The 25,162-nt window shown below is 57.1% G+C and carries 29 protein-coding genes and 1 riboswitch; of the genes, 12 read left to right on the forward strand and 17 right to left on the reverse strand.

Features of this window, described 5'->3' with window-relative positions; genetic code table 11:
- Positions 1-10: 10 nt before the first annotated feature.
- The 3 genes from speD to G454_RS0105325 form a co-directional block, all read right to left on the reverse strand.
- Positions 11-391 carry an adenosylmethionine decarboxylase gene (gene speD / locus G454_RS0105315; RefSeq protein ID WP_027717763.1) on the reverse strand — a complete coding sequence of 127 codons (381 nt, stop codon included), beginning with the start codon at positions 389-391 and terminating at the stop codon, positions 11-13.
- 153 nt (positions 392-544) lie between these two features.
- Positions 545-1,240 carry a fumarylacetoacetate hydrolase family protein gene (locus G454_RS0105320; protein ID WP_084413298.1) on the reverse strand — a complete coding sequence of 232 codons (696 nt, stop codon included), beginning with the start codon at positions 1,238-1,240 and terminating at the stop codon, positions 545-547.
- Between the two features lie 167 nt (positions 1,241-1,407).
- Positions 1,408-1,596 (reverse strand): ferredoxin, encoded by a 189-nt coding sequence (locus G454_RS0105325; RefSeq protein WP_027717765.1) that lies wholly within the window; start codon positions 1,594-1,596, stop codon positions 1,408-1,410.
- Positions 1,597-1,687: 91 nt separating this feature from the next.
- On the opposite strand from G454_RS0105325, the gene G454_RS0105330 reads away from it, so the two are divergent.
- Positions 1,688-2,230: a GNAT family N-acetyltransferase gene (locus tag G454_RS0105330; protein WP_245574324.1), complete on the forward strand. Its 543-nt coding sequence runs from the start codon at positions 1,688-1,690 to the stop codon at positions 2,228-2,230.
- Here the strand turns inward: G454_RS0105330 and G454_RS0105335 are convergent.
- From G454_RS0105335 to G454_RS21370, 11 genes are all read right to left on the reverse strand, one after another.
- The gene (locus tag G454_RS0105335) at positions 2,204-3,319 is read right to left on the reverse strand and encodes a M20/M25/M40 family metallo-hydrolase (protein WP_051275926.1); all 1,116 of its coding nucleotides are present in this window, start codon (positions 3,317-3,319) and stop codon (positions 2,204-2,206) included. The two genes, G454_RS0105330 and G454_RS0105335, sit on opposite strands and share 27 nt — an antisense overlap.
- Positions 3,320-3,339: 20 nt before the next feature.
- Positions 3,340-4,434: a radical SAM protein gene (locus G454_RS0105340; protein ID WP_051275928.1), complete on the reverse strand. Its 1,095-nt coding sequence runs from the start codon at positions 4,432-4,434 to the stop codon at positions 3,340-3,342.
- A 26-nt stretch (positions 4,435-4,460) separates the two neighbouring features.
- The gene (locus G454_RS0105345) at positions 4,461-5,372 is read right to left on the reverse strand and encodes a coenzyme F420-0:L-glutamate ligase (protein ID WP_027717769.1); all 912 of its coding nucleotides are present in this window, start codon (positions 5,370-5,372) and stop codon (positions 4,461-4,463) included.
- An 18-nt stretch (positions 5,373-5,390) separates the two neighbouring features.
- A complete protein-coding gene (locus G454_RS0105350; protein ID WP_027717770.1) occupies positions 5,391-6,680 on the reverse strand; it encodes a M20/M25/M40 family metallo-hydrolase in 1,290 nt (429 codons plus the stop codon).
- Between the two features lie 110 nt (positions 6,681-6,790).
- Positions 6,791-6,988, reverse strand: a complete 198-nt coding sequence (dmpI, locus tag G454_RS0105355; RefSeq protein ID WP_027717771.1) for a 4-oxalocrotonate tautomerase DmpI — start codon at positions 6,986-6,988, stop codon at positions 6,791-6,793.
- A gap of 4 nt (positions 6,989-6,992) precedes the next feature.
- Positions 6,993-7,631, reverse strand: coding sequence for a dTMP kinase (locus G454_RS0105360; RefSeq protein ID WP_027717772.1), 639 nt, complete (start codon positions 7,629-7,631; stop codon positions 6,993-6,995).
- A gap of 102 nt (positions 7,632-7,733) precedes the next feature.
- Positions 7,734-8,996, reverse strand: a complete 1,263-nt coding sequence (locus G454_RS0105365; protein WP_051275930.1) for a glycosyltransferase — start codon at positions 8,994-8,996, stop codon at positions 7,734-7,736.
- Positions 8,997-9,035: 39 nt separating this feature from the next.
- Positions 9,036-9,242, reverse strand: coding sequence for a DUF5320 family protein (locus tag G454_RS0105370; RefSeq protein WP_027717774.1), 207 nt, complete (start codon positions 9,240-9,242; stop codon positions 9,036-9,038).
- A 140-nt stretch (positions 9,243-9,382) separates the two neighbouring features.
- Complete coding sequence (locus G454_RS0105375) at positions 9,383-10,318, reverse strand: tyrosine-type recombinase/integrase (protein WP_211229969.1); 936 nt, start codon at positions 10,316-10,318, stop codon at positions 9,383-9,385.
- 223 nt (positions 10,319-10,541) lie between these two features.
- Complete coding sequence (locus G454_RS0105380; RefSeq protein ID WP_027717776.1) at positions 10,542-10,733, reverse strand: helix-turn-helix domain-containing protein; 192 nt, start codon at positions 10,731-10,733, stop codon at positions 10,542-10,544.
- A 136-nt stretch (positions 10,734-10,869) separates the two neighbouring features.
- A complete protein-coding gene (locus G454_RS21370) occupies positions 10,870-11,070 on the reverse strand; it encodes a hypothetical protein (RefSeq protein ID WP_156896673.1) in 201 nt (66 codons plus the stop codon).
- Positions 11,071-11,279: 209 nt separating this feature from the next.
- Between G454_RS21370 and G454_RS20290 the strand changes: the two genes are divergently transcribed.
- The 8 genes from G454_RS20290 (at position 11,280) to G454_RS17900 (ending at position 18,806) form a co-directional block, all read left to right on the forward strand.
- Positions 11,280-11,663 (forward strand): hypothetical protein, encoded by a 384-nt coding sequence (locus G454_RS20290; RefSeq protein ID WP_027717778.1) that lies wholly within the window; start codon positions 11,280-11,282, stop codon positions 11,661-11,663.
- Positions 11,650-11,907 (forward strand): hypothetical protein, encoded by a 258-nt coding sequence (locus G454_RS17890; protein ID WP_027717779.1) that lies wholly within the window; start codon positions 11,650-11,652, stop codon positions 11,905-11,907. Before G454_RS20290 ends, G454_RS17890 begins: the two co-directional genes overlap by 14 nt.
- Positions 11,908-12,579: 672 nt before the next feature.
- Positions 12,580-14,598: a transglycosylase domain-containing protein gene (locus G454_RS17895; RefSeq protein WP_211229970.1), complete on the forward strand. Its 2,019-nt coding sequence runs from the start codon at positions 12,580-12,582 to the stop codon at positions 14,596-14,598.
- Positions 14,599-14,667: 69 nt separating this feature from the next.
- Positions 14,668-14,852: riboswitch (cobalamin riboswitch) on the forward strand.
- Positions 14,853-15,066: 214 nt separating this feature from the next.
- Positions 15,067-15,735 carry an energy-coupling factor ABC transporter permease gene (locus tag G454_RS0105405; RefSeq protein WP_425387436.1) on the forward strand — a complete coding sequence of 223 codons (669 nt, stop codon included), beginning with the start codon at positions 15,067-15,069 and terminating at the stop codon, positions 15,733-15,735.
- A gap of 2 nt (positions 15,736-15,737) precedes the next feature.
- Positions 15,738-16,016, forward strand: a complete 279-nt coding sequence (locus tag G454_RS0105410) for an energy-coupling factor ABC transporter substrate-binding protein (protein WP_027717781.1) — start codon at positions 15,738-15,740, stop codon at positions 16,014-16,016.
- Positions 16,009-16,791 (forward strand): cobalt ECF transporter T component CbiQ, encoded by a 783-nt coding sequence (gene cbiQ, locus G454_RS0105415; protein ID WP_027717782.1) that lies wholly within the window; start codon positions 16,009-16,011, stop codon positions 16,789-16,791. The genes G454_RS0105410 and cbiQ overlap by 8 nt, the downstream gene beginning before the upstream one ends.
- Complete coding sequence (locus tag G454_RS0105420) at positions 16,788-17,621, forward strand: energy-coupling factor ABC transporter ATP-binding protein (RefSeq protein WP_027717783.1); 834 nt, start codon at positions 16,788-16,790, stop codon at positions 17,619-17,621. The genes cbiQ and G454_RS0105420 overlap by 4 nt, the downstream gene beginning before the upstream one ends.
- 87 nt (positions 17,622-17,708) lie before the next feature.
- The gene (locus tag G454_RS17900; protein ID WP_035107067.1) at positions 17,709-18,806 is read left to right on the forward strand and encodes a DMT family transporter; all 1,098 of its coding nucleotides are present in this window, start codon (positions 17,709-17,711) and stop codon (positions 18,804-18,806) included.
- A gap of 187 nt (positions 18,807-18,993) precedes the next feature.
- On the opposite strand, the gene G454_RS0105430 is transcribed toward G454_RS17900, so the two are convergent.
- The 3 genes from G454_RS0105430 to G454_RS0105445 all read right to left on the reverse strand — a co-directional run bounded on the left by G454_RS0105430 (position 18,994) and on the right by G454_RS0105445 (position 21,367).
- Positions 18,994-19,926 (reverse strand): polysaccharide deacetylase family protein, encoded by a 933-nt coding sequence (locus G454_RS0105430; RefSeq protein WP_084413293.1) that lies wholly within the window; start codon positions 19,924-19,926, stop codon positions 18,994-18,996.
- 455 nt (positions 19,927-20,381) lie between these two features.
- Positions 20,382-20,714 (reverse strand): PDGLE domain-containing protein, encoded by a 333-nt coding sequence (locus tag G454_RS17905; RefSeq protein ID WP_051275934.1) that lies wholly within the window; start codon positions 20,712-20,714, stop codon positions 20,382-20,384.
- Positions 20,711-21,367, reverse strand: a complete 657-nt coding sequence (locus G454_RS0105445) for an energy-coupling factor ABC transporter permease (protein WP_027717785.1) — start codon at positions 21,365-21,367, stop codon at positions 20,711-20,713. The genes G454_RS17905 and G454_RS0105445 overlap by 4 nt, the downstream gene beginning before the upstream one ends.
- Positions 21,368-21,699: 332 nt before the next feature.
- Between G454_RS0105445 and G454_RS21765 the strand changes: the two genes are divergently transcribed.
- From G454_RS21765 to G454_RS17910, 3 genes are all read left to right on the forward strand, one after another.
- The gene (locus tag G454_RS21765; RefSeq protein ID WP_211229973.1) at positions 21,700-22,164 is read left to right on the forward strand and encodes a hypothetical protein; all 465 of its coding nucleotides are present in this window, start codon (positions 21,700-21,702) and stop codon (positions 22,162-22,164) included.
- Between the two features lie 62 nt (positions 22,165-22,226).
- Entirely contained in the window at positions 22,227-24,071 is a 1,845-nt protein-coding gene (locus G454_RS0105450) for an APC family permease (protein WP_027717786.1), read from the forward strand.
- A 389-nt stretch (positions 24,072-24,460) separates the two neighbouring features.
- A complete protein-coding gene (locus G454_RS17910; protein ID WP_051275936.1) occupies positions 24,461-25,075 on the forward strand; it encodes a phospholipase D family nuclease in 615 nt (204 codons plus the stop codon).
- Positions 25,076-25,162: the final 87 nt, after the last annotated feature.

Genomic DNA, 25,162 nt, shown 5'->3' on the forward strand with positions numbered 1-25,162 from the left:
AATCCCCCTCCTACAAGTTTGCCGCTACCTGAAGCTCAGCCACCGGGAAGATACCGCGCTTTGTTTCTTTAGCCGTCATGTACTTGGCCTTAAACTGGCTGGCCAGGTAGTTGCAGGCATCCCACGGGTTGATTTTTTCGCCGCAGGTAAAAACGTCCACCGCCGCGTACCCCAGCTCCGGCCAGGTATGGATGGCCAGGTGGGACTCCGAGATGACCACCACGCCGCTGACGCCCTGAGGGCTGAACTTGTGAAAGACACACTCCCTAACTTCGGCTCCCGCTTCCAGGGCTGCGTTGACCATGATTTCTTCCACTTTTTCAATGTCGTTGAGGAGGTCGAAATCGCAGCCGTAGATTTCAGCCAAGACATGGCGGCCGAGATGCTTCATTTTTCCTCTCTTCCCCCTTTGCCCAAAAAATATTTTGGAATTAAGCCAATCGAGATTTGTCAGGATTGGCCAATTCCAATCAAATTCAATTGTAACACAGGTTTTGCCGTTGTCAAATAAAATTTTTTGCTTTTACCTGCACTTTTTATTTGCCTACAGACCTGCTTCGCCGATCACCCGGTTGGTTAACCGGCCAATCCCTTCGATGACCACTTCCACGGTATCGCCCGGCTTCACGGGGCCGACGCCGGCAGGGGTGCCGGTGAGGATCACGTCGCCGGGTTCGAGGGTCATGATGTGGGAGATAAAGCTAACCAGCTCGTACACGGAAAAGATGAGCTGGTTGGTGTTGGAATGCTGCCTGCGGGTGCCGTTTAGGTAAAGGGATACGGAGAGGTTGGAGGGATCCACATCGGTAGCAATATACGGGCCCAGGGGCAAAAAGGTGTCAAAAGACTTGGCCCGCGTCCACTGCCCGTCCTTTTGCTGCAGGTCCCTGGCCGTCACATCGTTGGCGCAGGTGTAGCCGAGGATGTACTCCCTGGCCCTTTCCACGCTTACGCGGCGGGCAGCCTTTTTGATGACCACTGCCAGTTCGGCTTCATAATCCACCCTTTCGCTCTGGGAGGGGTGGACGATGGCCTCCCCGGGGCCGATTACCGCCGTGGACGGCTTTAAAAACAGGATAGGCTCGTCCGGCAGAGGCATGTTTAGCTCCCGGGCGTGGTCGCGGTAGTTGAGGCCCACGCAGACCGCCTTGCCCGGCCTTACGGGGGCGAGGGTGGTAAGCCGCTCTGCGGGGTAGCTTTCGCCGAGTTCGGGGGCGGTAAAGGGGTCCTTAAGGCGCATGACGGTATCTCCCAGCACGGCACCGTAAAAGGTTTCCCGCCCGTTGGAAAAACGTCCGACCAGCACTTTACAGCACACCTCTTTTGACAATTTTAAACCCAAACATTATCCTACCGCAGGGCGGGGCTTCAGGCAAGGAAAAATAAAGAGCACGGTGTGGCCGTGCCTCAATGCTCGATGATGGCGTTGGTCGGACAGCTTTCCACCGCCTCGCGGGCCTGCTCTTCCACTTCCGGCGGCACTTCATCGACTATGGCCTGGGCTTTTTCCTCGTCGTTCCAGTCGAAAACTTCCGGGCAGGTATCAATGCAGGTGCCGCAGCTGATGCAGAGGTCCTGATCCACGTGGACGCGCATTCCTACTCCCCCCTTGCTGTATTGCTGTTTTCCGGGCGTTTATTATTCTTTCTCCGGCGGGAGGAGATAATGCGGCCCGGCCCGGCGTTGTATGAAATATCCGTGCTGTGGTACTATTAAGGATAATAAGAGCGCGGATTTTACGGCCATGGAAGTAGTACCCTTTAACGAGCTATCCCAGGTAAAAAAATACCGCCGCTTGCTCATCGATGTGTACCTCTCGGCTTATGCGGATATCCCCGAGTATGCCTACACCAGCCGGGGGGACATCTGGCACTACCTCAACTGGCTTTTCAGGCGCAGCCGCGGCGGCTTCTTTGCCGTTTTTTGCGACGGCCACCTGGGCGGGTTTGTCGGCGCCGACCCGGAGTGGCTTGACCTGGACCAGACTAAGGTGGGGGAAATCCACGAGCTGGCCATAGCCAGGGAATACCAGGGAAGGGGTGTGGGGAGCCTGCTCCTGGCGCGGGCCGTTTCTTTTCTCGCCCAGTGGGGGCACCGGCGCGTGGGCCTCTGGGTTGGCGTGAACAACCACCGGGCCATTGAGTTTTACCGGCGCAAGGGGTTTGTGCCCGGCCCGGTGAAAGGAATCTGGCAGCGCATGTATTTAGACCTCTCCCAGGTGGCACAGTAAGGCGGCAAGGAATTCCGCCGCCTGAAGGAGTTCTGCCAGTTCCAGGTGCTCCCTGTCCGTATGGGCTATGCCCAGGTCTCCCGGGCCCCAGATTACCGTTGGTATGCCCCGGGCGTGCAGGTTGTGGGCATCGGTCCAGCTGGGCATAACGGAAAACCGGGGCTTTTCCCCGGTGACCCTCTCATACAGGGCGGCCAGGAGGCGCACCAGGGGCGCCTCTTTCTCCACCGCAAAGGGGGGAGCCTCTTCCAGCACCTCGTACCTCAGCTCGGCGTACCGCCCGGCCAGGTCCTGGAAGCGCTCGCGAAGGAGGCCGAGGGGAATTTCCGGGGGCACGCGGAAGTCGAGTTTCAGCTCCGCCTCCGCGGGGACGGCCAGGGCCTCGCTCCCCCCGCGTACCATCAGGGGGACGGCCACCAGGGGGATGGAGGGTGAAAACTGCCGGTTCATTTCTCTTACCAGGCCGGCGGTTTCCCCCATCAGGTGCAGTAAAACTTCCAGCGGGTTGCGCCCCCGCTCGGGCATGCTTCCGTGGGCTGTAAGCCCTTTTATTTTCAGGCGGTACTCCAGGGTCCCAAGTTCCACGAGGGCAAAGGCAAGGTGCGTGGGCTCCAGCACCAGTGCCCCCTTCACGCTTGCCGGAAGGGTTTCGGCCAGCTTTAAAGACCCCCGCCCTTCCTCCTCCTCGTCGGCGGTGAAGGCCAGGAGCACCCCGCACCCCTGCAGGGGAAAACGTTCCTCTTTCAGGCAATGAAGGGCGGCCAGCAGGGCCGCAATGCTGCCCAGGGCATCGCAGCTGCCCCGCCCGTAAATGCGCCCTTCGGTAAGGCGCATTTCTGCCCGCTGCCCTTCTATCTCCTCCGGCACCGTATCGTAGTGGGCGGTAATCAGGACGGCCGGGTGCTTTCCGAGGGAAACGATAAGGTTGGAGAGCTCACCCTCCACTGCCTGCCTTTCCACGCGAAATCCCATTTCCTCCAGTATGCCTTCCAGCTCCTTTCCGGCTCCCCGCGACGGGTCGGCGCTTGCCGCTTTCACCAGGCGCCAGAGGAAGCCGGTCGCCGCGCTCTCCAAAGACTCTCTGGGCATCTTCCTTCCTCCTGCAGTGCCTACTTTAAAAGGTGCACGTTGCCGATGGTCACCCGCCGCAACCCGGCGGCAAGGGCCGCTTCCAGGCAGCGCTCCGCTTCCTCGCGGGAGAGGAAGGGCAAATCTGCCATGAGGTGGCGGGGGTAGAAGGCCAGAAGCGCGTAAGGAATGTCGGGATTGAGCCCGGCAATGAAGCGGGCAATGGCCCCCACCTCGTGGCTGTCCACATACCCGGGAATTAAGAGCGTGCTGGCCACCAGAAAGGGCGGGTCCGGGCGGCGGGCAAAGTACCCTGCCAGGGAAGCAAAGTTGGCCAGCGTGTGCTTGTTGGTGACGCCGGTCAGGGACCGGTGCAGGCCTTCGTCGTAGGCCTTCAGGTCGAACTTGACGCAGCCCCCTGTGGCCAGGGAGAGTTCGGCCAGGGTCTTTAAGTGGCGCGGGCTGATGTTGCCGTTGGTTTCCCAACAGATGCGGAGGATACGTTTTCCGGCCGCCTGCAGGGCCAGGCGGGCGGATTTCAGGGCAAAGGGCATCTGGGGGGAGGGATCTCCCCCAAAGAAGCAGATGCAGGCCGTCTGCGGCGTTACCGCTGCCGCCAGTTCCTCCGCCGTCGCCAGGGGCTGCAGTTTTGTGGCCAGGCGGTGGTAGTCGCGGTTCTGGCAAAAAAGACAGTCGTAAGAGCAGCCGCCCAGGAAAACGGCCAGGTTGTAATAGCCGGTTTCCTCTGCCGGAGAATAGGAATACTGCGGGTAACCGCTGCTGCTTCCTGCCGGGCAGACCCAGCTGGCCACGCAGTTCGTCGGCAGGGGATCGTGGTACCAGACGGCCAGGCCCCGGCGGGGGGTTCCGGCCAGGTGCACGAGACGCCCGTGGCGGTTTTGGCGCAGCCCGCAAAAGCCGCGCTCCCCTTCCCCCAGGCGGCAGTAGTTGGCGCAGCCCCGGCAGGCCACCCCGCTTCCCGCCGGCGGCTCTTCCGGCAGGGGGCGGCGGCTTTTCCGGTGCGCCGCCCGGTAAATGGGCTCGGCCTCCGGCAGGTTTTCTTTCAGGCACTTCCCGCAAAAAACCAGGGCTTCGGCGGCAGGGTTATTCCCACACTTCGCACACAAGATGGCCATGGCGGCACCATCTTTCCTCGTTATTCCTATGCCATCAGCCTGAGCAGCCGCCAGAGCCAACCCAGGCCCAGCACTTTAACGGAGTGCCTGATGATGAGTTTTACCGCTCGGCTGATTTGTGCCGGGGAAAGGCGGTAGGCGGCCATCCCTTCTTCTCCCGGGCGGAAGTTATACCCCCTCACCAGAACGGCAGGTATGCCGGCACCGGTCTGCCCCATGAGGAGGGCGGCGGCGCAGGCCAGTTCGTGGGCTACGAGGTCTGCCCCGCCGAATTTTGGCTTGCCGAAGCGGTCGGGGTGTCCGAATTCCCGGGCCACGGGGCAAAGGCCGGACACCCCGCGGGCCAGGTCTATGGTGCCCGGGCCGGGGAGGAAATACTCCGTGTCGCTTAGGATTACCGGGACGTCTATGCCGGTAATTTTTTTAATTTCCTCCCTTATTTGCCGCGCCGCCGCGTCGGGGTCGGGAGGCAGCAGGCTTACTTCTCCCGGGGGGTGATTTGAGGAGTCAACCCCGGCGCTGCTGTAAATTTCCCCCTCCCTGCTTACGGTGAACACTTCGCAGGGGAATCTTTTTACCACCTCCCTGGCGGCTTCCTCGCGGTCGGACAGGGTTGAGGGGTTTATTAAGCCTTCCTCCAGGAGCACGTACAGGGGCACCACGCAAATTATGCCCGCAGAGTTTTGCAAAACAACCTCCAGGAAACGGGGATCCAGCCCGCTCCTGGCGGCCAGCCTCCTGGCAGCCGGAGAAGGCTCTACACCCTCCAGGGGGACGACGAGCCCCCATGCTTTGGAAACCACCTTGGTGGTCACCACCAGCACGTCCCCCTGCCGCATGCCGCCGCAGGAGGCGTCGGCGCTTTCCACCAGGAGGCGGGGCAGGTTGTCGCCCGGCTTTATCTCGGGCAGGGCCAGCCCCCAGAGCTCAACCTTCACCTTGCCTGTTTCCCCCTGTTAATCTAGGTATTTTTTGACCAAGGCCACCAAAAACTCGGCCTTCTTGTAAAGGCTCTTCACGTCTATTCTTTCGTTTTTGCCGTGCACGGTGGTCCTGATCTCGGGATCAAAGCCTTCGGCCATGAGGTTCACGCCGTAGGCGGGAATGCCGGCGGCACGCAGGAAGCGGGAGTCGGTGGCCCCCGGCGAGATATAGGGCAGGCAGACCGTACCTTGCCCGGTTACTTCCCTGACCGTTTCTTCAATGAGCCGGTAGTAGGGGTTCCGGGTGGGCGAAAAGGTGGGCGGGTGGTAGTTGGCGACTTCCACGGTCACGTCCCCGCCCGTGTAGCGCTGCAGTTCCCCGAGGACGTAGTCCAGGTCCTGGCCGGGGAGGATGCGGATGTCCAGCCTTGCCTCGCAGGTGTCGGGAACAATGTTGGTCTTGGTGCCCCCCTGGATGACGTTGGGGGAGACGGTCATCCTGGTGATGGCCCGCAGGGTTTCGGCAAAGGTTCTGTCTTCAAGGCGGGCAATTAAGTCCTCCACGTTTTCTGCCCGCACTTCCACGTCCAGGCCCAGGATCCTGGCTATACCGCGCAGCAATTCTTCCACCTCGGGGATGAGCACCACGGCAGGCCGGTACTGCGCCAGGGCATTTAGGGCCCTCACCATTTTTAGCACGGCATTGTCGCCCAGCCCCGGAACGGAACCGTGGCAGGCCTTTCCCCTGGCTTCAAGCCTGCTCCAGGCGGTGCCCTTTTCGCCCGCCTGGATGAAGTTGACCATTTGCCCGTTGAGGTAAAGCGGCTCCTCCGCCCCTTCGTTTACGGCAAAGTCGGCCCTTATTTTTTCCGGGCAGTGCTCGAGTATGTACTTGACGCCGTAGGTGCCGCCCCTTTCCTCGTCGGCGGTGGCGGCAAAAATTAGCGTACCGTTTAGCGGCCTGCCTTCCCGGGCCAGTTGCAGGACGGCGTACGCCTCGGCGGCCACCAGGCCCTTACAGTCGAGGGCGCCCCGTCCCCATACGTACCCGTTCTCAATTTTGCCGCTGAAAGGGTCACAGTCCCAGCCCTCCCCGGCGGGGACCACATCGAGGTGCGAGAGAAAAAGGAGCTTTCTTTCTCCCGTGCCGATGCGGGCAATGAAGCTGCCCCTGCCCTTTTCGGGCTCGACGACCTCGCCGGGGATTCCCGCGGCGGCAAAAACCTCCCTCAGGTAGAGGGCCGCTGCCGTTTCGTTTCCCGGCGGGTTTACCGTGTTAATCTTAATCAGCTCGGACAGGATAACCTCGGGTGCCAGCGTCACTTCACTTCATCCTTTCCCCGGGTAATGTTCTTAAAACTTATATTAGCACAAAATAAAAAAATAAAGCGGCCCGGCCATCAACCAGGCCGCCTTTTCGGCGGGAGAAGGTGCTAGGAGGGGCTTGCATCCCTGTCGGCCAACAGCACCCCGCCCACTCCTACGTTTTCGCGCTCCATTTCCACAATGTAAACCACAAAGGCCTGTGCGGGAATGCCGGTTACCCTGCTGGCCGTTTCGGTAAACTGCTTCACAATTTCGGCCTTTTGCTCCTTGTTTAGCTTGGGGCCCTGCAGCGTGATGACGGGCATCATCTCACCTCCCCTGCCTGGCAATTCTTTCTTCTAGCAGGCGCCGCACCTCAAGATGCACATCCTGCGGGTCCCCCACCCCGCCTATAATCACCACCTCCGGGAAGGCCCTTACCAGCCGGAGGTAGGCCATCCTCATGCGCTCCAGCTGCTCCTCATATTCCCTTTCTGCCCCCGGGGCCATCTTCCTTCTTTCTTCATATTGCCGCCGCTTCCTTTCCACTGCCACTCTGGCCGGCACGTCGAGCACAAAGGTAACGTCCGGCCTCAGCACGTGCTCCCAGAGGGCGTCTACCAGGCCGTAAAGGGCATCCTCATCAAAATCGGGTTCCACCACGCCCCGGGCCAGGGTGCTGTACATGGGGTGGCGCTCGAGGATTAAGAGCTGTTCGCCCTGGTAGCGGGCCGTCAGCTCCGCGAAGTCTGCCCAGAGCAGCAGGCTGCGCGCCAGCAAGGAAGAGGGTGAGGGCCCGTGCACAATTAGTTTATGCACCGCCTGGCCGAACTCCGTACCCCCGGGCCATGCCAAAACCTGCGGCTTTATTTCTTCCGTCGCCAGCGCTTCAGCCAGTAAGTTAACCTGCGTACTCTTCCCGCACCCGGCGATGCCTTCAAAGCACACCCGGACCTTCCCGGCCCTCATTCCCGTACCCCCCTTCCAAGCCGGCAAAAGGGCTGAGCTCCCCACCTCGGGTGGCCGCCGCGCAGCCATGCAAGAAAAATCGGCACCGCCAGCGTCCTCTTTTCAAAACCGCCCCAGAAGGGCTCTAAAGAGCAAAAGCTCATCCTTTACCCCGCGCGTTATTAGGAACCGTTCCTTTACCGTCTTCTTCCCCCTCCGGCCCATCTCCCTGGCCAAGGAGGGGTTGAGGAGGAGGTATTTGATGCGGCGGGCCATTTCCTCTATTCCCTTTTCTCCCGGCGTAACCAAAAACCCGTTATACCCGTCGGTGATCTGGCCGGGGATGCCCCCGGTATCCCCCCCGATTACCGGTTTTTCCTTCCACATCCCCTCGCAAACCGTGAGGCCAAACCCCTCTTTAATGGAAGGCTGCAGGATGATGGTGGCCGCCCGCTGGAAGGCGTTGATTTCCGTGTGGCTGTCCGGGGGGAGGTTAAGCAGGTAAACCTCCTCCAGGCCCTGCGCCTTCTCCTGCAGCTGGGCAAAAATGGCCTCGTTTTCGGGGTCGTCGCTGGCCGTGCCGCCGACCATTAGAAGCTGGCAGGGAATTTCCTTGCGCACCATTTTAAAGGCCTCCAGGGCGCAGTTATGCCCTTTAAAGGGGTCAAAGCGGGAAACCAGCAGGAGCAGCGGCCTTTGGCCCGGATCCTCAAGGCCGTAGCGGCAGCACACCTCCTTTACCTTTTCTTCCGGCAGCTCCCGGTTCTTTTCCGAAAGCGGATCTATGTAGGGAAGGATTACCGCCGTAGTCATTGACCATGGGGGCATGAACTTGCCGGAGGAGTAAACGGCGGCGTCGTATTTCTCAATCAGGGACCGCATGAAACCAAAGACAAATTCGTGCTCGTGGGAGAGGTGAATGTGGCAGCGCCACAACCACTTTTGCTTCTCCCGCACCTCCGGGGGGATAAACTCAATCAGCCCGGCAGGCTGGGGGTCGTGAACGAACACAATGTCCGCCTCATTGCGCAAGAGGGAAGCGTTTTCGCGGTTGGCGTCCCAGTATATTTTGGTGCCCAGAAGATCCGGGATGTTTGGCTTACCCTGCAGGAAGTTATGGAGGGTTTTGGTATAGATGAAAAACTCCTGCCGTGCCTGGATGACTTCCCAGGTAGCGTCCAGCCCGAGGCTCCTTTCAAGGGGGACCAGCGAGTGGAGCATCTCGGCCACACCGCCGCCGTGGCGGGCCGAATTGATGTGCTGTACTTTAATCCCCCGGAGGTCTTCGCCCAGGCGGTACAGCTCCTCCATCTCCTCCTGGCCCGCAATGGCGGCGTACTCCTTTAGCCGCTCTGCCGGGACGGGTTTTGCGTGCGTCAATTCCAAAGGGTGCACCTCCTGCCGGCGCGCTTGCGCCTAACGCTCCTATTTGCCCTCAAGCCGCCTGATCCTTTCCTTGACCCGCTCCAGCTCTTCCTCCAGGCGGCGCTGGTACTCCCGGAGCATTTCCAGCTCCTCCTCCACGCTCATGGTTCCCCACCAGCCAAGAGGAGCCCCGAAGGGGAAGCCAAAGGAAAACCCGAAGCCAAAGGGGCCAAAAGAGCCAAACCACCAGCGTTTCATCCTCAGCATCCCTCCGCCTCTGACCGGCCTTCCCCGTGTTTTTAAAACTTGGAAAGCCCGCAAGCCCTTGACTTTTGAGGGCCTGCGGGCTTTCCGGTGGTCGGAGCGACACGACTCGAAGAATGTACCCCGCCCGCAAACCCTTGATTTTAGCAGGTTTTCTTGTCCCGGTCCGTCTTTTGGTCCGCCTCTTTTTCTTTTAGGATGGCGGCCACGCTTACGCTCTTCCGCACGGCGTGAGCGTAAACTGCCGCCGTGGTGGCCGGGCTGGAGTGGCCCAGGAAAGCGGCCACGGTCGGGAAGGAGTACCCTGCGTCGAGTAGGAGAGAGCCTGCGGTGTGTCGAAGATCGTGTATACGAATGTGCGGCAGGTCCGCTTTTGCTAGCGCCCTGTTGAGGGTTTTCCGCACGGCGCTTTCCTTTACGGGCCTCCCGTCCAGCGAGGCGAAAACCAGGTCGCTTCGCTTTACAGCCAGGGACTGCACTTTCCCGCTGGCCTTCCGGTGTGCTTTCAAGAGGGCCACCGTTTCCGCATCCAGCAGTAGCGTGCGCTCGCTACTGCTGGTCTTTGTTTCTTTGAGCTTTCTATGGCGCACGTCCGCGGCCCTCCTCACGGTCAGTGTGCCCTTTTCCAAGTCTATATCCTGCCACTTCAGGCCTAGCACTTCTCCTAGGCGCATTCCGGTCAGCGCCAAGAGCCTAATAATCAGGTAGTGCTTGTATCCTTTTGCGGCCTCCAAGAGCTTTTTTAGCTCCTGAACCGTCAGCACCCTCCTTTCCTCCCTGGGCACCCTGGGGGCGCGAAGCCCGGCGGTGGGGTCGGAGGAGAGCAGTCCCCAAGCTACTGCCTGGCGCAGGGCCGTTCGCAGGGTGGAGTACATGTCCTTCAGCGTCCTGGGCTTTACCTTCCCGTGCAGTCCCGCCAGCGCCTCCTGGAGTGTGAAGGCGGTCAGGTTGTACATGGGAAGGTTGCCCAAGATCTCTTTCAACCGCCTGGCGCGCCAGAAGTACGTTTCCCACGTCCTCCCAGAGATCGTACCCCTGATCTTTTCCAACCAAGTATCGAGGTACTGGCCTACGGTCATAGAGAGTTTTGCTGGGCCTGCGCGCTTCTTTAGTTGAGCCTCCAACTCCGCGGCTCGCAGGCGTGCCTGGGACAGCGTGCCATTGAAGGCTTCGTAGTGGTAGATCTTTTTACCGTTTGCGTCTCTTCCCAGATATACAGAAATCAAGTATTTGTTCGGTCCTTTTCTTTTTAGTTGTGCCATAGATACCGCCTCCCCTGAAAAGGGGAAGCCAGGCGAGATCTTACTTCGACCCCGCCCGACCCCTTTCCTTCAGAGAGTCTAGATAGTTTTTGATCGCCTCTTCGGTAATGCGTATTCTCCGTCCGGACAGCTTCAGGGCCTCCAGCCTGCCTGTATAGATGAGTTCGTAGATGAAACCCTTCTTCACCCGTAGCATTCGGGCCACTTCGGGCACGGTGTAGAGTTGGATCATGGCAAAATCACCTCCCAGGAAGCAAAAAAGCCGGGCCAGGTGCCCGGCGGCCAGTAGCCCTTTGAAAAGAAAAGCGGGAAGCGCCGCCTCTCGGCACTCCCCGCGCCTCCCCTCCGATGAACGGAGGACCGAGCCGTCAGATCCCCTCCACCAGCTCCAGGGCCTCCGCCGCCTCCCGCAGGGCCTCCTCCCCGAGGAGCTCGAGCCACTCCGCGGTGGGGCCATCTGGGGTGAGCAGCAGAACCTCCTCCTCCGGCTCGGCCCGCGGGCCGAACTCCGCCGCCCGGAGGAACCTGTCGCCCGAGCGGTGGGCTGCTGCGCAGTCCGTGCTGGCCACCCCGAAAGGAGTGTTTTGAATAAATTTGGCACCCCGTACCGTCCCTGTTCTCCGCTTCCATAAATTTATAACAAACTTACCGGACTTTTGTAACAAAGCAGGGCTAAAATTCCCACCAGAAGCACCCCGGCGACCCGGGCCCCATCTCCAAAGGAGTAAGGGAGGCCCTGGGGTGCATTCTATACACTTTCCGAGGGGAGGTGTTTCGCGTGAAGAGGAGGGTCGCTGTAGCGTTGCTTGCCGTCCTTACCGCTGCCGCATTACTCTTCTCAGGCGTCGCCCTGGCGCAGATCGGCACACCCGCTGCCAAGAACCCGCCGTTCTTCCAGGACTTCCTGGAGAAGCTGGCGGCCAACCTGGGGGTAGACCAGGGCAAACTCCAGGAAGCCCTCAAGCAGACCGAGCTGCAAATGGTGGACGGAGCCGTGCAACAGGGCAGGCTAACTTCCGAGCAGGCGGGGAAAATAAAGCAGAGGATCGAAAATGGCCAGCTTTTCCCCTTGAGTCCGTTCCACGGCCCCAAGCCCAATCGTGAACCCGGATTCGGGAAGGGCTTTGCGGGCAAAAACCCGGACGTGGATGACCACCGATGAGCTCAAGGCCGAACTGCAGCAGGGCAAGAAGATTTTCGACATCGCCAAGGAAAAGGGCCTCACGATGGAACAGTTGCGCCAGAAGCTCCTCGAGGCCAAGATCCAGGCCATTCAGCAGGCGGTAAAGGACGGCAAGATCTCACAGGATAAGGCCCAAAAGATGATCCAGCGACTACAGAACGCCTTGCAGGGCGGTAAGTCCGGACGTTTTGGCCCACCCACTTCCGGAAGCCAGGCACAGTAATGGTTCCATCACCACAACTCCCCTGTCCGTTTACCGGCGGTTTCCCGCAGACGAGCGGGCGAACCGCCGCTCTTTTTTTTCGCCCACGGGATGGCCGCGCGGAAGAGCAAAAGGGACCGGGCGCAAGCACGGTACCCGGCCCATATGCGTGCGCTTACCAGAAAGAGCTTCTGGTATAATGAGGGATGAAGTGGGCAGGTTCACCGCTTACCCAACCGCTACGTCATTCCCCTGCTCGAGCCCCACTACGGGGTTGGACAAACTGGTGGTGGAACTTACAGGTTTCCTACTACTGCAATGCTCTACGGCTGACGGAAGAGAAGGGGCTTAATACCATAGCTCTTCCCACCTTCTCTCCACAGGGACCTTAGGTTATTCATTGGGAGAAGCGGCACAGGTAGCGTTGTGGACGGTGACCGAGATGGCGCCTGGATTTAAAAGCACCAGACGCGTATGCTTCGTCCTTCACGGAAAGGAAATCTACCAGGTCTTCGCGCGGGTGCTGGAGGAACTCTTGAGGTAGTCATGAAGAAACACCGCTCTTGGGGCTTTTGGCGCTTACTGAGCTGGATTTTGGTTCTCTTTTTGCTGATGGGCACCGGTTGGAGTTGCTGGGAGATATACGTCGCCCTGCGCGAACTCCCTTCTTGGCAGATGGATTCTATGTCAATAGTGGCTCCCAGCACCCTCTTCGCTGCCGACGGCACTCCCTTTGCCACCTTGGGCCAGGGCACCTTCATACCGGTGCGCCCAAAAGAGATACCGCATGTGGTCAAGGAAGCCTTCGTGGCGGCAGAAGACAAACGCTTTTACCAGCATCACGGAATAGATGTCACCGGCATTTTGCGCGCCACCTGGTACAACCTGCTCAACCGCAAAATCGTTCAGGGGGGCAGTACTATAACCCAGCAGCTGGCCAAGAACGCCTTTCTTTCTCCCTCGCGCACCTTCAAGCGGAAAATCCAGGAGGTCTTTCTGGCCATCCAATTGGAGCGCCACTACGCCAAAGACGAGATCCTCACCTTCTACCTCAACCGCATCTACTTCGGTGAGGGAGCCTGGGGCATAGGGACGGCGGCCAAGACCTACTTCGACAAACGGGTGGAGGACCTGACCCTGGCCGAGGCGGCCCTGCTGGCAGGGTTGGTGCGCGCTCCCAGCTACTACAACCCCTTCGAAAACCCCGAAGGAGCACTAGCCCGCCGCAACACCGTGCTAAAGCAGATGGAGGAGTGCGGCTTCTCCACTCCGGAGCAGGTGGCCAAGGCCCAAGCCGAGCCCCTCAACCTCAAGCGGGGAATGATTTACAAGCCTGAGTACCCCTACCCCAACTTTGTGGACTACGTGATCGCCACCGTGGAGGAGCGCTTCGGGGAATCAGTTCTTTTTAGGGGAGGGCTCAAGATCTACACCACGCTGGACATAAAGGCACAGCAGGTGGCGGAGGCCGCTATGAAGAATCCCGGCTTTTTCCCCGCCAGCATACGCGACTCCCGAGGGCTCCTGCAGCCCCAAGCGGCAGTGGTGCTGCTTGACCCCAATACCGGGGCCATAAGGGCCATGGTGGGGGAGAGGAATCATGTGGTCAGCCGCCAGTATAACCGTGCTTACCAGGCCTACCGCCTGCCAGGCTCGGCCATCAAGCCCATTCTGGATTACGCCCCAGCCATCGAATACCTGGGGATGACTCCCGACTCGGTAGTGGTAGACGAGCCGGTGCGCTTCGGTTCCTACGAACCCAAAAACTACGACGGACGCTACCGAGGGCCGGTAACCCTGCGCGATGCCCTAGCCCACTCCATCAATGTGGTGGCGGTGAAGTTGCTACACACGGTGGGCCTGGAGAGGGCAGCGGCTTTTGCCCGCAGCCTGGGCATCGAGGTGGACCCGGCTGAGGACGGACTGGCCGCTGCCCTAGGTGCCACCTATCGCGGAGTCACCCCCTTGCAGATGGCAGCCGCCTACGCGGCTTTCGCCAATGGTGGCTACTATGTCAAGCCATACGCGGTAACGCGTATCGTGGCTCCTGACGGCTCAGTGCTGGCTGAGTACCATCCCGAGCTGCGTCGGGCTATGAAAACAAAGACAGCCGAATCCATTGCAAGCATGCTCAAGTCAGCCGTACAGTACGGCACCGGTACCAAGGCCCAAATTGATAACCTGGCAGCAGGTAAAACAGGCACCACCGACCAGGGTAAAGACCTATGGTTTTGTGGATGGGTTTCCCAGATGGTGGGAGTGGTGTGGATGGGATGGGACTTCCCCCGCCCCATACCGGGTGCTTACGGCGGAGACTACTGTGCTCCCATGTGGCGCTACATCATGATGCAGGCACTGGACCTGCACCCAACCCAGGTTCCAACTCCGTCTAAACCTACTCCTGCTACTCCTCCTGCTTCTGCTCTTAAACCGGCTCCGGAGTCGGAACAAAACCCATCTCCTCCTGCCCCCTCACCTCAGCCTGGCACTCCGTCCCAGTCGCAGGAGCAGCCTAACAAAACCAAACAGCAATTCCAACCACCTATGACAGAACAACAGGAGCCCAAATCCTTGCCGCCACCCTCTGGGTCTACTCCCCCGTCAAAGCCAGCGCAGGAAGAAAAACCCGACGAACAAAAGCAGCCCCCAAATCATACTCCGCAGCAACCAGTTCAACCGGCTGCTGGAAATTCCCATCTGACTTCTCAATAAATACCTGGACAATATAAACATTGCTTGATATAATCCATAAAAACGCGAGATAATCAATTGAGAAAATTCAAAAGTCTCTGTGGAACGGGTGATCCTGCTACTAGGCAGGAGAGAGGGAAGTCAGTGAAAATCTGACGCGGGGCCGCCACTGTGAATGGGGAGCCCCCCACATCAGGCCACTGGCGAGTAGCCGGGAAGGCGTGGTGGGGCAATGATCCATGAGCCAGGAAACCTGCCCGTTCCCCTTAATATGCACTGTCCCTACGGGCCTATGGGGAGGTGGGAAGTCCATCCTTAATTATCCCCTGCTTCCGTTGCGGACAGGGGGTTTTTTAGTTTTGCCGACAGCTTTCCCCAGTGCTTACTTCAATAAAACGGGAGGCTATGGGACCCATGCAAAAAAGGCTTATACCCTTCTTACTGGTGTCCATTCTTCTACTTTTATCTCCCCAGCAAAGCGCTTGGGCAATGCACATCATGGAAGGATTTCTGCCACTTAAGTGGTGCCTCTTTTGGTTTGTCCTGACCCTGCCTTTTCTGGCGGTCGGGCTTCGCTCCATCAATAAGAACGTCCGAGCCAAGCCGGAAATTAAATTACTCCTTGGCCTAGCCGGTGCCTTTGCTTTTGTCCTCTCAGCTCTAAAAATACCTTCGGTTACCGGCAGTTGTTCACACCCCACCGGAGTAGGCTTGGGGGCCATGCTCTTCGGCCCCACTACCATGAGCGTCCTTGGCTGCATTGTATTGCTATTTCAGGCACTGCTGCTTGCTCACGGCGGCCTGACCACCCTCGGTGCCAATACCTTTTCCATGGCCGTGGTGGGCCCATTAGTGGCTTATGGGATTTTCCGGTCGGGCCTGCGCTTGCGCTTGCCCAGAAGCCTGGTAGTCTTTGTTGCTGCCTTTCTGGGGGACCTTGTAACTTACGTAACCACCTCCCTGCAATTAGCCCTGGCCTTTCCCGCCCCGGAGGGTGGTGTCTGGGCCTCCATACTCAAGTTTATGAGCATTTTCGCCGTGACTCAGGTGCCCCTGGCAGTCAGCGAAGGTATACTTACCCTCTTAGTCTTTAACTTCCTAGTAGCATACAACCGCCAAGAACTAGAAGAACTTAATGTACTTTCCCGGGAGGTGTAAAAGTGGGAAAAATTAAAAACCTAGCCCTAATTTTCCTTGTTGTGCTGCTGATCGCTCTGCCTCTCTTCATGCACAGGAACGCGGAATTCGGCGGCGCTGACGACCAGGCAGAAGAGGCTATCGCAGAGATTGCTCCAGAGTACCACCCATGGTTTAAAAACATCTGGGAACCTCCGAGCGAAGAAGTAGAGTCACTGCTCTTTGCTCTCCAGGCCGCCCTGGGAGCTGGCTTGATCGGTTACTACATTGGGTTTACACGGGGGCGCCAAAAAGGTGCTTAAGTTAGACTGCTTCGCGTATACCAATGCCCTGCGCCGTGTGCACCCCGGGGAAAAGCTTGCCTTTGCCCTCCTCTCTATGACCGCCTGCCTCGCTTCCGCCGGTCCGCTGGTGCCCCTTCTGGTGCTGGCGTTGATGACGGTGGCTATCACCCGAGGAGCACGCGTACCCGGGCACGTATACCTTAAACTCATGCTCGTCCCTCTAGGCTTTGCCCTGGCCGGGGTAGTTACCGTGGCCTTTAACTTGGGGCGGGCAGGAAGCACGTACCTTTTCAGTATTACCGTGCACGGGCTGACCATCAGCACCAGTTATGCCGACCTCTACCGGGCAGGCCTCATCCTGGCCAAATCCATAGGAGCTACCTCCTGCCTCTACTTCTTAACCCTCACCACGCCGGTGGTAGAGGTGGCCTGCCTTTTGCGTAAAGCCAGGCTCCCGGCACTCTGGGTTGAATTGCTCTGCCTCATTTACCGCTTCATCTTTGTGGTTATGGAAACGGCAGAGAAAATCTACATCTCACAGTCCGCTCGCTGGGGCTACTCTACCCTGAAAAATGCCTACCGGTCGCTGGGCCAGCTGGTATCGGTCCTCCTGGTGAGGTCTCTGCACCACTCCAGAGCTTTGTACACCGCCCTCCTGGCGCGGGGGTACGACGGTGAACTGCAGGTGCTCGAAGAGCGCTTTGAGGTTTCCAGAAAAAACTGGGCCTTCATCACGGGAACGGGTGCAGTCCTGTTCTTTTTGGGCCTGGCCGGGCGGGGGTGGCCATTTTGAAGTATATCCTTGAGGCCAGGGACCTTTATTTTACTTACCCGGACGGTACCCCCGCCTTAAAGGGCGCTTCCCTGGCTGTAGAAGAAGGAAAGAGGGTAGCCATTTTGGGCCCCAACGGAGCCGGCAAAACTACCCTCTTCCTTCACTTCAACGGCATTCTCCGCCCGCAAAAAGGAAAGGTGCTTTACGCCGGGAAAGAGGTACAGTACGACCGCCGCTTTTTAAAGCAGCTGCGCCGGGAGGTAGGCATAGTTTTCCAGGATCCCGACTCCCAGCTCTTTTCGGCCAGCGTGTTCCAGGAAGTCTCCTTCGGCCCAATGAACCTGGGTCTCCCAAAAGAAGAGGTAGCCCGTTTGGTGGAAGAAGCCATGGAGGCTACGGAAATAAGCGCTCTTAGGGACAAACCCACCCACCTCCTGAGCTACGGCCAGAAGAAAAGGGTCTGCCTGGCTGGGGTGCTGGCCATGAAACCCCGCGTGCTCATCTGCGACGAACCCACGGCAGGGCTTGACCCAAAGTACGCCCGCCAGAGCATGGAGCTTTTTGACCGCCTGCACCAGAGAGGCACCACTATTATCCTGGCCACCCACGACGTGGACCTGGCCTATTCCTGGGCTGACTACGCCTACTTTATGGAGGGCGGTAAGGTGGTGGGAGAAGGCCTGCCGCAGGAAGTTTTCCGTGACACACGACTCCTGGAAAGCTGTAACTTGACCCGGCCCTGGCTGGTGGAGTTTTTCGAACTCCTTTGCAGTCAAAAGGTGCTTCCAGAGGATTCTTCCCCGCCTCGTAACAGGGAGGAGCTTGTCCAGCTTTTCCTTGCGGTGTAGCGGTGTATAAGGAGGAATGCTATGTGGATTAGGAACAGAATCCGTCGAAAGTTGCGTTTCCTACCCCTATCCTCCTTAAACCAAACGATGAAAGCAAACTATGCTATTGCCGTGTTTCAGGCCTTTCTGGCAGCCACCTTGTTCGGGGTTAGTATTCCCCTAGCCAAGGTACTGTTGGGTGGAATAGGACCTGTTCCCCTAGCTGCCCTACTTTACCTGGGGAGCAGTACCGGGTTGTTAATAATCAAAGCCGGCCAGCATCTAACTCGGCCGGCAGTAATTAAGGAAGCCGCTTTAAAACGAACCGACGTACCTTGGTTGCTGGGGGCACTCTTGGCAGGGGGCGTAGCCGCACCTATATTACTTTTCTTTAGCTTGGAGCACACTCCTGCGGCTACCGCCTCCCTGCTTTTGAACTTTGAAGGTGTTGCTACAGCTATCATTGCAGCGCTAATTTTCGGGGAGGCAATTGGCACCAGGACATGGTGGGCCATTATTGCTATTACTGCGGGGGGTATTCTTCTCTCTTGGGACGAAAGGGGTGCCTGGGGTTTTTCCGGTGCTGCTTTCGGGATACTTGGTTCCTGTTTTCTCTGGGGCCTGGATAATAATCTTACCCGGAATATTTCAGCAAAAGACCCCTTGACCATCGCAATCTTTAAGGGTCTCGGAGCCGGTGTCATTTCCCTAATTTTAACAAACATCAGCAACAGTTCACTTCCCGGTCCAAGCCAGGTGTTATCTGTTATGCTCCTGGGTGGGTTCAGTTACGGCCTAAGTCTTGTTTTCTATGTCCTGGCCTTGCGTAGTTTGGGAGCAGCGCGTACCAGCGCCATCTTTGGCCTGGCTCCCTTCGTCGGTGCCGCAATTTCTCTTGCCATCTTTCGGGAAACTCCCTCTCCTTTCCTCCTCTGGGCCTTGCTTGCTATGGCCATCGGGGCTTTCCTACTCCTTGGCGAGGAACACGACCATACTCACCTTCACGAAGCTTTAGAACATGAACACCGACATCGCCACGACGACGGCCATCATTCCCATCAACACGATACAGAAGTACCCCCAGGATTGGTTCATTCTCACTGGCATCGGCACGAGGCCATCATTCACAGCCATCGGCACTTACCAGACCTACATCACAGGCATAACCATGCTCTTGCCTCCCGTAGCCGTCAAAAACAACAGTAACCTTGATAAGTCTTGAACCTCATGGAATTTCGGTAGCGCCTTTTTTCGCGATTTTTAAGCTGTGTTTTCACCAGCAACCCCTGTGATAGCCCTTGAAGGGCCGCCACCTTCATTTTCCACTTTTCTCGGGACGACACCGCTTCCCGGCGCCTTCCTGTTAAATACTCTCAAGATGAAGGGCCACAAGTTACCTTTTCGTCGTTCGAACCTTACCTTCGCTGGGCTTGGTACTTCGTTCCAGGGAAAATATGGCGCCGAGCCGCGCCACGAGGTTTTCCCCAGGAAAGACCTCTATGCGTGCTACGTAAACCTCTCCTGGTAAGTTCAAGCGATCCTTTTGAATCCAAAAACGCCGTATACCTGCCTCGCGCAACAGCGCTTCCAGCTCCGGCGTTGAGTCCCCGTACGGAGGAGCAAACTCGGTAACTTCAATGCCCAGCTTCTCCAGTTCCAGCTTCATAAGCTGGATATCCGCCCACACACGCGCACGATATTCTTCTAGACTCTCTCCCGGCAGAGGGCGGGCAATCCAGGAACCGCTTTCCGTCCAGCGGTGGCCATCATAGGTATGGCCGCCAAAAATCCAGCCTTTTTCAATCAACTCGCGCGTTTCCTTGGCAGTCAAATGCGGCCTGGCCCGCTCCGGCCGGGGATGGTTGGAGTACCACTTCGCTATCGGGAACACAAAAGCCGCCATATTACGTTTGCGCAAAACGGGAAAGGCGTACTTATAGACCCCCTCATAGCCGTCATCAAAGCTTAGAACCACAGCCCCAGGAGGAAGATCCTTTTTTCCTTCAAGGTAGGCTAAAAAGTCGGCAGGCGCAACTACGCGGAACCCCGCTGGCTGTAAAGAGTCCAAAAGCTTTGCCAACTCCTCGGGAGTGATTACAGCCGGGCTGCCCGCTGATTTCGGGTCAACTTCGTGAAACAGTAACACCGCTACTCCTTTCCTAAAGGCATTTTGAGCCGTTACGGGTACGGAAGAAAACCCTTTTTCCCCTTTTGCTCCGGATATTGTTAACGCACACCCCGCCAGCATTAGGAGTGCAGGTAAGATTAAAAAAATTACTGACAGCCTAACCTTGCTGGCTGCTAATCCTAACCCTTCCCAACGCACGCCGGCAAAAGCACCAACCTTCCCCGTACACCAAAACTTTCCGGCGCGGTGGCCCCTAGCTTCAGCTATAAGGAAGAGCGCCGGTAAATCTTTGCACTTCCATATTTTCTAACCCATCTTTTCTTTCTCCTGCCGTTTACAAAACCGCCGCGGGAAAGCCCTACCCCTTCGAGACCTACTAACAGATGTCATGCAAATTCCTCCACAGATAATTCAGGCCACGAAGGCTCTCCTTCATGAGGCTAAAAAGTCAGCCTTCGTGGCCTTTTTCCTATTTACCGGTTGCAAGACCCTTTTTCTCAGAGGTAAGGAATCATGGGGCAGATACAACAAAACCTTCTACTTCCACACCAACCACCACAACCTGGAATGAGCTCAATTGTGAACCCATTTTTGGCAGCCTTGCCACCCGCTCTCCAGGTACCAATATTGTCTGCACGCAATAGCTTTTAAAGTCACTCCCGCCTTTCTTCTTTCCCCTGCATGGAGGAAGAGGAGGTTAACCTGCGGGTTCCCGCCAGGGCCCTTCCCAGAAAGTACATAACTCCAAAAACTAAAGCGGTACCAATTATGCCAGAAAGCGATGTGGCCAGGCCTTCGTTGGAAACCCCAGGAAACTTGTAGTCGGGCATCGGAACATGAATTAGTTCCTTGCCCTCCGCTAAATCGAGAAACCCCTTATCCTCAGCTACCCTCTCCAGTCCGTCAGGATAAGGACAGGCAAATGGAGAAAGTAATGCCGCCACCACAAGAGCAATTAGAAGCCCCAGGAGAACGCTTTTTCTCATTTCTTCTCACCCGCCAAGAAATGCCTCTGTCCAGGCTGCTCTACTCCAATGGCCCGGAATATAAAGGAAACCGCTACAACAGTAATTACCCCCTCACCAATGCCAATAAGTGCATGCCATCCCATCATGGCCGGCAGGACTACTCCCAAGGGCACCGTGCCGGAAAAAGCAAGCTCAAGGCTGCATGCCAGCGCTGCGGCTACCACTGAAACCCAAGAGGCCAGGAAAATAGCCACCACGCGACTGGTATTTCCCCTAAAAAGGCCCGTAATCGAGCGGTAAACACCATAAGCCACCCACGGCGCAATAACGGCCATGTTCAGCACGTTGGCCCCCAATGCGGTGAGGCCGCCGTCATAAAAGAAGAGCATTTGGATGACCAGCACAGCAGTCATGACAAGCATGGCGCTCCATGGCCCGAGTAGTAGAGTTGCCAGAGTTGCCCCCAGGAGGTGGCCTGAAGTGCCCCCCGCCACGGGGAAGTTAACCATTTGCGCAGCAAAGATGAAGGCCCCCATCACTCCAAGCACCGGTACCTGGCGCTCCTCCAACGCCTTCCTGGTCTGAGCCAGCGCCCCGGCCAGCGCACCAGCACTTAACGCGCTGGCACCCACCCATACCTTTGGGTCTAAAAAGCCGTCGGGAATATGCACCAATACCGCCCTCCTCTGGAGTTTTTGTGAGGTTAAGGAAATTAAAAGTGACCACTCCGGTCCATTCTAATTTTGGAGACCTTCGTGGTCACCGCTGTCCATTGTATTGCTTTAAAAGCGGCTTGGAAGAAAAACCCCCCGTGCCTCCTTGGCACGATTGCTACAAGCTGCTCCTAATGAAATTATTCTCCCTGGCCTCCTAAAACTCCTGCTATATTTGGATTAAATTCTCCTTCCGAAAGAAATATCTCGTTAACCAATGGCCAGCCCAGGAAAGAAGTGACCGTGGTAATATGCCACATATAACAATGGCAGAGGCACTATTAGCTTGCTTGCTCAATAGGGTACAGCGAAAAGGCTATCTGTCCGCTGCAACCGAGCGAAGAAGCATCTTTGCCGGAATCATCCGGCAAACCGCCGTTTTTTTAACCCGGTACCTCAAAACATATCTGCTTTCACAAAAGCGGGGAATTCCCCCTGTCGCGCACCAAGCTCAGACAGAAAACGTAGAGCAGGACCTGGCACAACCTGTATTTGAGCATTTTAATATAGAGACCTTGGAAGACCGAGCTGTTCCTCCCCTTTTGGCAAATTGGATTTGGAGTATTTTTCATATGCCACTTTCCCCTTCAAGGGGAATCACCATGTGGTCGAATCTTATAAGCGATTTTTGTTACAATTCCATGGAAAACAGGAAAAAAAGAAAAATCAAGCACCCTTGCGCCCGAACATACCGAAAGGAGAAAAATAACACCAACGCGTTCCGGCAGAATTATTTCCACCTGGGAAGGCTTTGACTTGCCAGAGCTGCGAGTCTTAAAAACTAATCGTGGCAAACTTCATTACAGGAGGCAAGCCCATGCCCAGGTTTTTAAAGAGGCTCCTGATAGGTCCCCCCCTGCCAAACCAGGCCCTGGTCAGGGAGAGACTTCCCAAGTGGAAGGCACTGGCCATCTTTTCCTCCGATGCCTTATCCTCCGTTGCCTACGGCCCGGAGCAGATAGTGCTCGTCCTTGTCTCGGCAAGTCTTGCCCTCTACAGCTTTACCATCCCTATCGCGCTGGCTATCATCGCCTTGCTCGGCATTGTCAGTCTGTCTTACGCCCAGGTTGCCCAGGCCAACCCGGGTGGAGGGGGTTCATACTCCGTAGCCAAAAAGAACCTCAACGAGACGGTTGCGCTGGTTGCGGCAGCTTCACTATTCATCGACTACATTCTAACAGTGGCGGTAAGCGTTTCTTCAGGAACGGATGCCATTACCTCGGCTTTCCCCTGCCTCTACCCTTTCCGCACCTCTATCGACCTCTTTGTCCTCTTCGGCATCCTCATGCTGATCAATCTACGGGGCGTGCGTGAGTCTTCCACAGTCTTCGTCTTTCCCACCTACGGCTTTATAGCCGGCATGCTTGCTCTAATAGTCGCCGGCTTCTATCAGGCCTTCATCATCGCCGACAGACCTCCCTTCACCCTCCCCACCGGGCAGGTAGCCTGGAATAGCGCCGCCTTGTTCATTGTCTTGCGCGCCTTTGCCAGCGGCTGTAGCTCAATGACCGGGATAGAAGCCATCTCCAACGGTGTGCCCATGTTTAAGCCCCCGGAAACTGCTAACGCCCGCAAAACAACCTACATGATGGCCATGCTGCTGGGCGTTATGTTTGGCGGCATCACCTACCTGTACGTTTACCACCAGCTGCTGCCACTGAGCGAGCAGACCATGCTCTCGCAGCTCGCCCAAGCCGTTTTTGCACGTACTTGGCCTTACTACTACATTCAGTTCACCACCATGCTGATCCTCTACCTGGCAGCCAACACCTCCTACAACGGCCTGCCGCCGCTTCTCTCCCTGCTGGCAAGGGACGGTTATATGCCGCGGTATCTCGCGGCGCGCGGCGACCGCCTGGTCTTCTCCAACGGCATTATCCTGCTCTCCATAGTGTCAGCTGCTTTCATTTTCTTCTTCCGGGGAAATACCGAACACCTCATCGCCCTTTATGCCCTAGGCGTATTCATTTCCTTTACCATCTCCCAGGCGGGAATGGTCGTACACTGGTGCCGTGAAAAAGGCAGGGGCTGGCGGTTAAAGGCGCTGATCAACGGCATAGGGGCGGCAGTGACCACCCTTGTGGCAGGAGTTATCGTCATCACCAAGTTCATCTACGGGGCCTGGCTAGTGGTGATTTTGATCCCTCTCCTAATAGCCATGTTTAGAAAAGTACACCAGCATTATCAGGACATGCGGGAGCAACTAAGGCTTCCGCCGGAAAGTTACAGGGGAGGCAGCTTTAAACGGCCGATGGGGCGAAACCTGGTAATTGTACCCATTGCCGGGGTAAACCGGGTGGTGGAGAACACGCTGGCTTATGCTAAAACCATCTCCCCTCATATTACCGCCCTTTACGTGAGCACCGATGAGGAAAGCAGCCGGGAAGTGGAGGAAAAGTGGCGGAGGTGGGAGACAGGGATTGAGCTGGTGGTGCGGTACTCGCCGTACCGAACCATCCTCGAGCCCATCGTTGAATATGTGAACCAGGTGCGGAGGAACGCCCAACCAGGAGATTTCATTACTCTGTTGATCCCGGAATTTGAGCCCCGGAAGTGGTGGCACCGCTTCCTGCACAACCAGACAGCCTGGTTTTTACGCACCTACTTCCTTCTTCACGAAGACGTGGCCGTGTGTGTGGTACCTTTCCGGCTACAAAAGTAGCTTACCTATCCACTTACCGTGACCTCCTCCCCCAATGAACTGGGGAGCGTCCACGGAGAAAACGGCATCCGGAACGTCGGGGCCCGTGATTAGGTACTCTTGAGGTTCCTGCATGTAGCGTGTCCCGCCGCATGCAGTACACGGGTACGACCTTCCGGCCGCACCATAGCTTGGCCACTAAGACAAAAAAGATTTGAAAAACTTTGTGCTTCGGGCTTACACCCTGTGAGGGGACCCGTGTATCCCCTTAATGAATTTGAGGAGAATTACAGCCCCCTCACATTCTCCCACTTTTCTAAAAAGAGTAAAGGCTAAGAAGGTATATGTTACCTGTTCTGAGTAATATATACTTGAGTGTAATCTACTACTTATCTTGGGAGGGAACGCCTTTGAGAAAGACCCGCTCCAAATTCCTCTGGCTTGTTGTGCTTCTCGTAATCCTTGCAGTCGCAGGCTGCGCCGGGAAGGCTGCCACCAGTGCCAGCCCACCACCTGCTGGTTCCCAACCAGGTAGTGCTGCGAGTTTCAGTGTTTATTTCCCCCGCGCGGGGCAAGACCCGGCGCCCGTTCTCTGTGAACTTTACGGAAAAGCCAATCAGACCCTAGACGTTGCCATTTACGGGCTAACCCACCCAGAGATAGTTAAGGCTATCGTTGATGCTCATAAACGGGGCGTTAAGGTGCGGGTCATTACTGACCGCGAGCAAGCGGAAAGTACCGTTCAAAAGCACGCCATCAGCACTCTCCTGCTGGCTGGCATCCCAGTTAAGGAGAACACCCACTCCGGGCTCATGCACCTAAAGATGAGTATTATTGACGGGGCGATAGCCACTACGGGCAGCTATAACTACACGAAGTCAGCCAGCGAGAAGAACGATGAAATGCTTGTAGTGATTAAAGATCCAGCATTTGTCAAAATATGCCAGGAAGAGTTTGCTCGTATGTGGGCAGATGAAAAGAACTTTGTCTCGCTGGAGAACAAAGGAAAGGGAGCTAAGCATTAGGCCACGATAGAGAAATCCCTTCAACGGTACCGGTACTTGCCGCTGGTAACACCGCTTCTGGATTAGGTTTTTCCCTTGGCTCAAACA

The sequence above is a fragment of the Desulfovirgula thermocuniculi DSM 16036 genome, assembly GCF_000429345.1.
GTDB classification, from domain to species: Bacteria; Bacillota; Desulfotomaculia; order Desulfotomaculales; family Desulfovirgulaceae; genus Desulfovirgula; species Desulfovirgula thermocuniculi.

Bases quoted from the DNA above. Each gene is read 5' to 3' on its own strand.
- speD (WP_027717763.1), bottom strand. From the start codon at position 391: ATGAAGCATCTCGGCCGCCATGTCTTGGCTGAAATCTACGGCTGCGAT.
- G454_RS0105320 (WP_084413298.1), bottom strand. From the start codon at position 1,240: ATGCGCCTTAAGGACCCCTTTACCGCCCCCGAACTCGGCGAAAGCTAC.
- G454_RS0105325 (WP_027717765.1), bottom strand. From the start codon at position 1,596: ATGCGCGTCCACGTGGATCAGGACCTCTGCATCAGCTGCGGCACCTGC.
- G454_RS0105330 (WP_245574324.1), top strand. From the start codon at position 1,688: ATGAAATATCCGTGCTGTGGTACTATTAAGGATAATAAGAGCGCGGAT.
- G454_RS0105335 (WP_051275926.1), bottom strand. From the start codon at position 3,319: ATGCCCAGAGAGTCTTTGGAGAGCGCGGCGACCGGCTTCCTCTGGCGC.
- G454_RS0105340 (WP_051275928.1), bottom strand. From the start codon at position 4,434: ATGGCCATCTTGTGTGCGAAGTGTGGGAATAACCCTGCCGCCGAAGCC.
- dmpI (WP_027717771.1), bottom strand. From the start codon at position 6,988: ATGCCCGTCATCACGCTGCAGGGCCCCAAGCTAAACAAGGAGCAAAAG.
- G454_RS0105360 (WP_027717772.1), bottom strand. From the start codon at position 7,631: ATGAGGGCCGGGAAGGTCCGGGTGTGCTTTGAAGGCATCGCCGGGTGC.
- G454_RS0105370 (WP_027717774.1), bottom strand. From the start codon at position 9,242: ATGCTGAGGATGAAACGCTGGTGGTTTGGCTCTTTTGGCCCCTTTGGC.
- G454_RS0105375 (WP_211229969.1), bottom strand. From the start codon at position 10,318: ATGACCGTAGGCCAGTACCTCGATACTTGGTTGGAAAAGATCAGGGGT.
- G454_RS0105380 (WP_027717776.1), bottom strand. From the start codon at position 10,733: ATGATCCAACTCTACACCGTGCCCGAAGTGGCCCGAATGCTACGGGTG.
- G454_RS17890 (WP_027717779.1), top strand. From the start codon at position 11,650: ATGACCACCGATGAGCTCAAGGCCGAACTGCAGCAGGGCAAGAAGATT.
- G454_RS0105405 (WP_425387436.1), top strand. From the start codon at position 15,067: ATGCACATCATGGAAGGATTTCTGCCACTTAAGTGGTGCCTCTTTTGG.
- G454_RS17900 (WP_035107067.1), top strand. From the start codon at position 17,709: ATGAAAGCAAACTATGCTATTGCCGTGTTTCAGGCCTTTCTGGCAGCC.
- G454_RS17905 (WP_051275934.1), bottom strand. From the start codon at position 20,714: ATGAGAAAAAGCGTTCTCCTGGGGCTTCTAATTGCTCTTGTGGTGGCG.
- G454_RS0105450 (WP_027717786.1), top strand. From the start codon at position 22,227: ATGCCCAGGTTTTTAAAGAGGCTCCTGATAGGTCCCCCCCTGCCAAAC.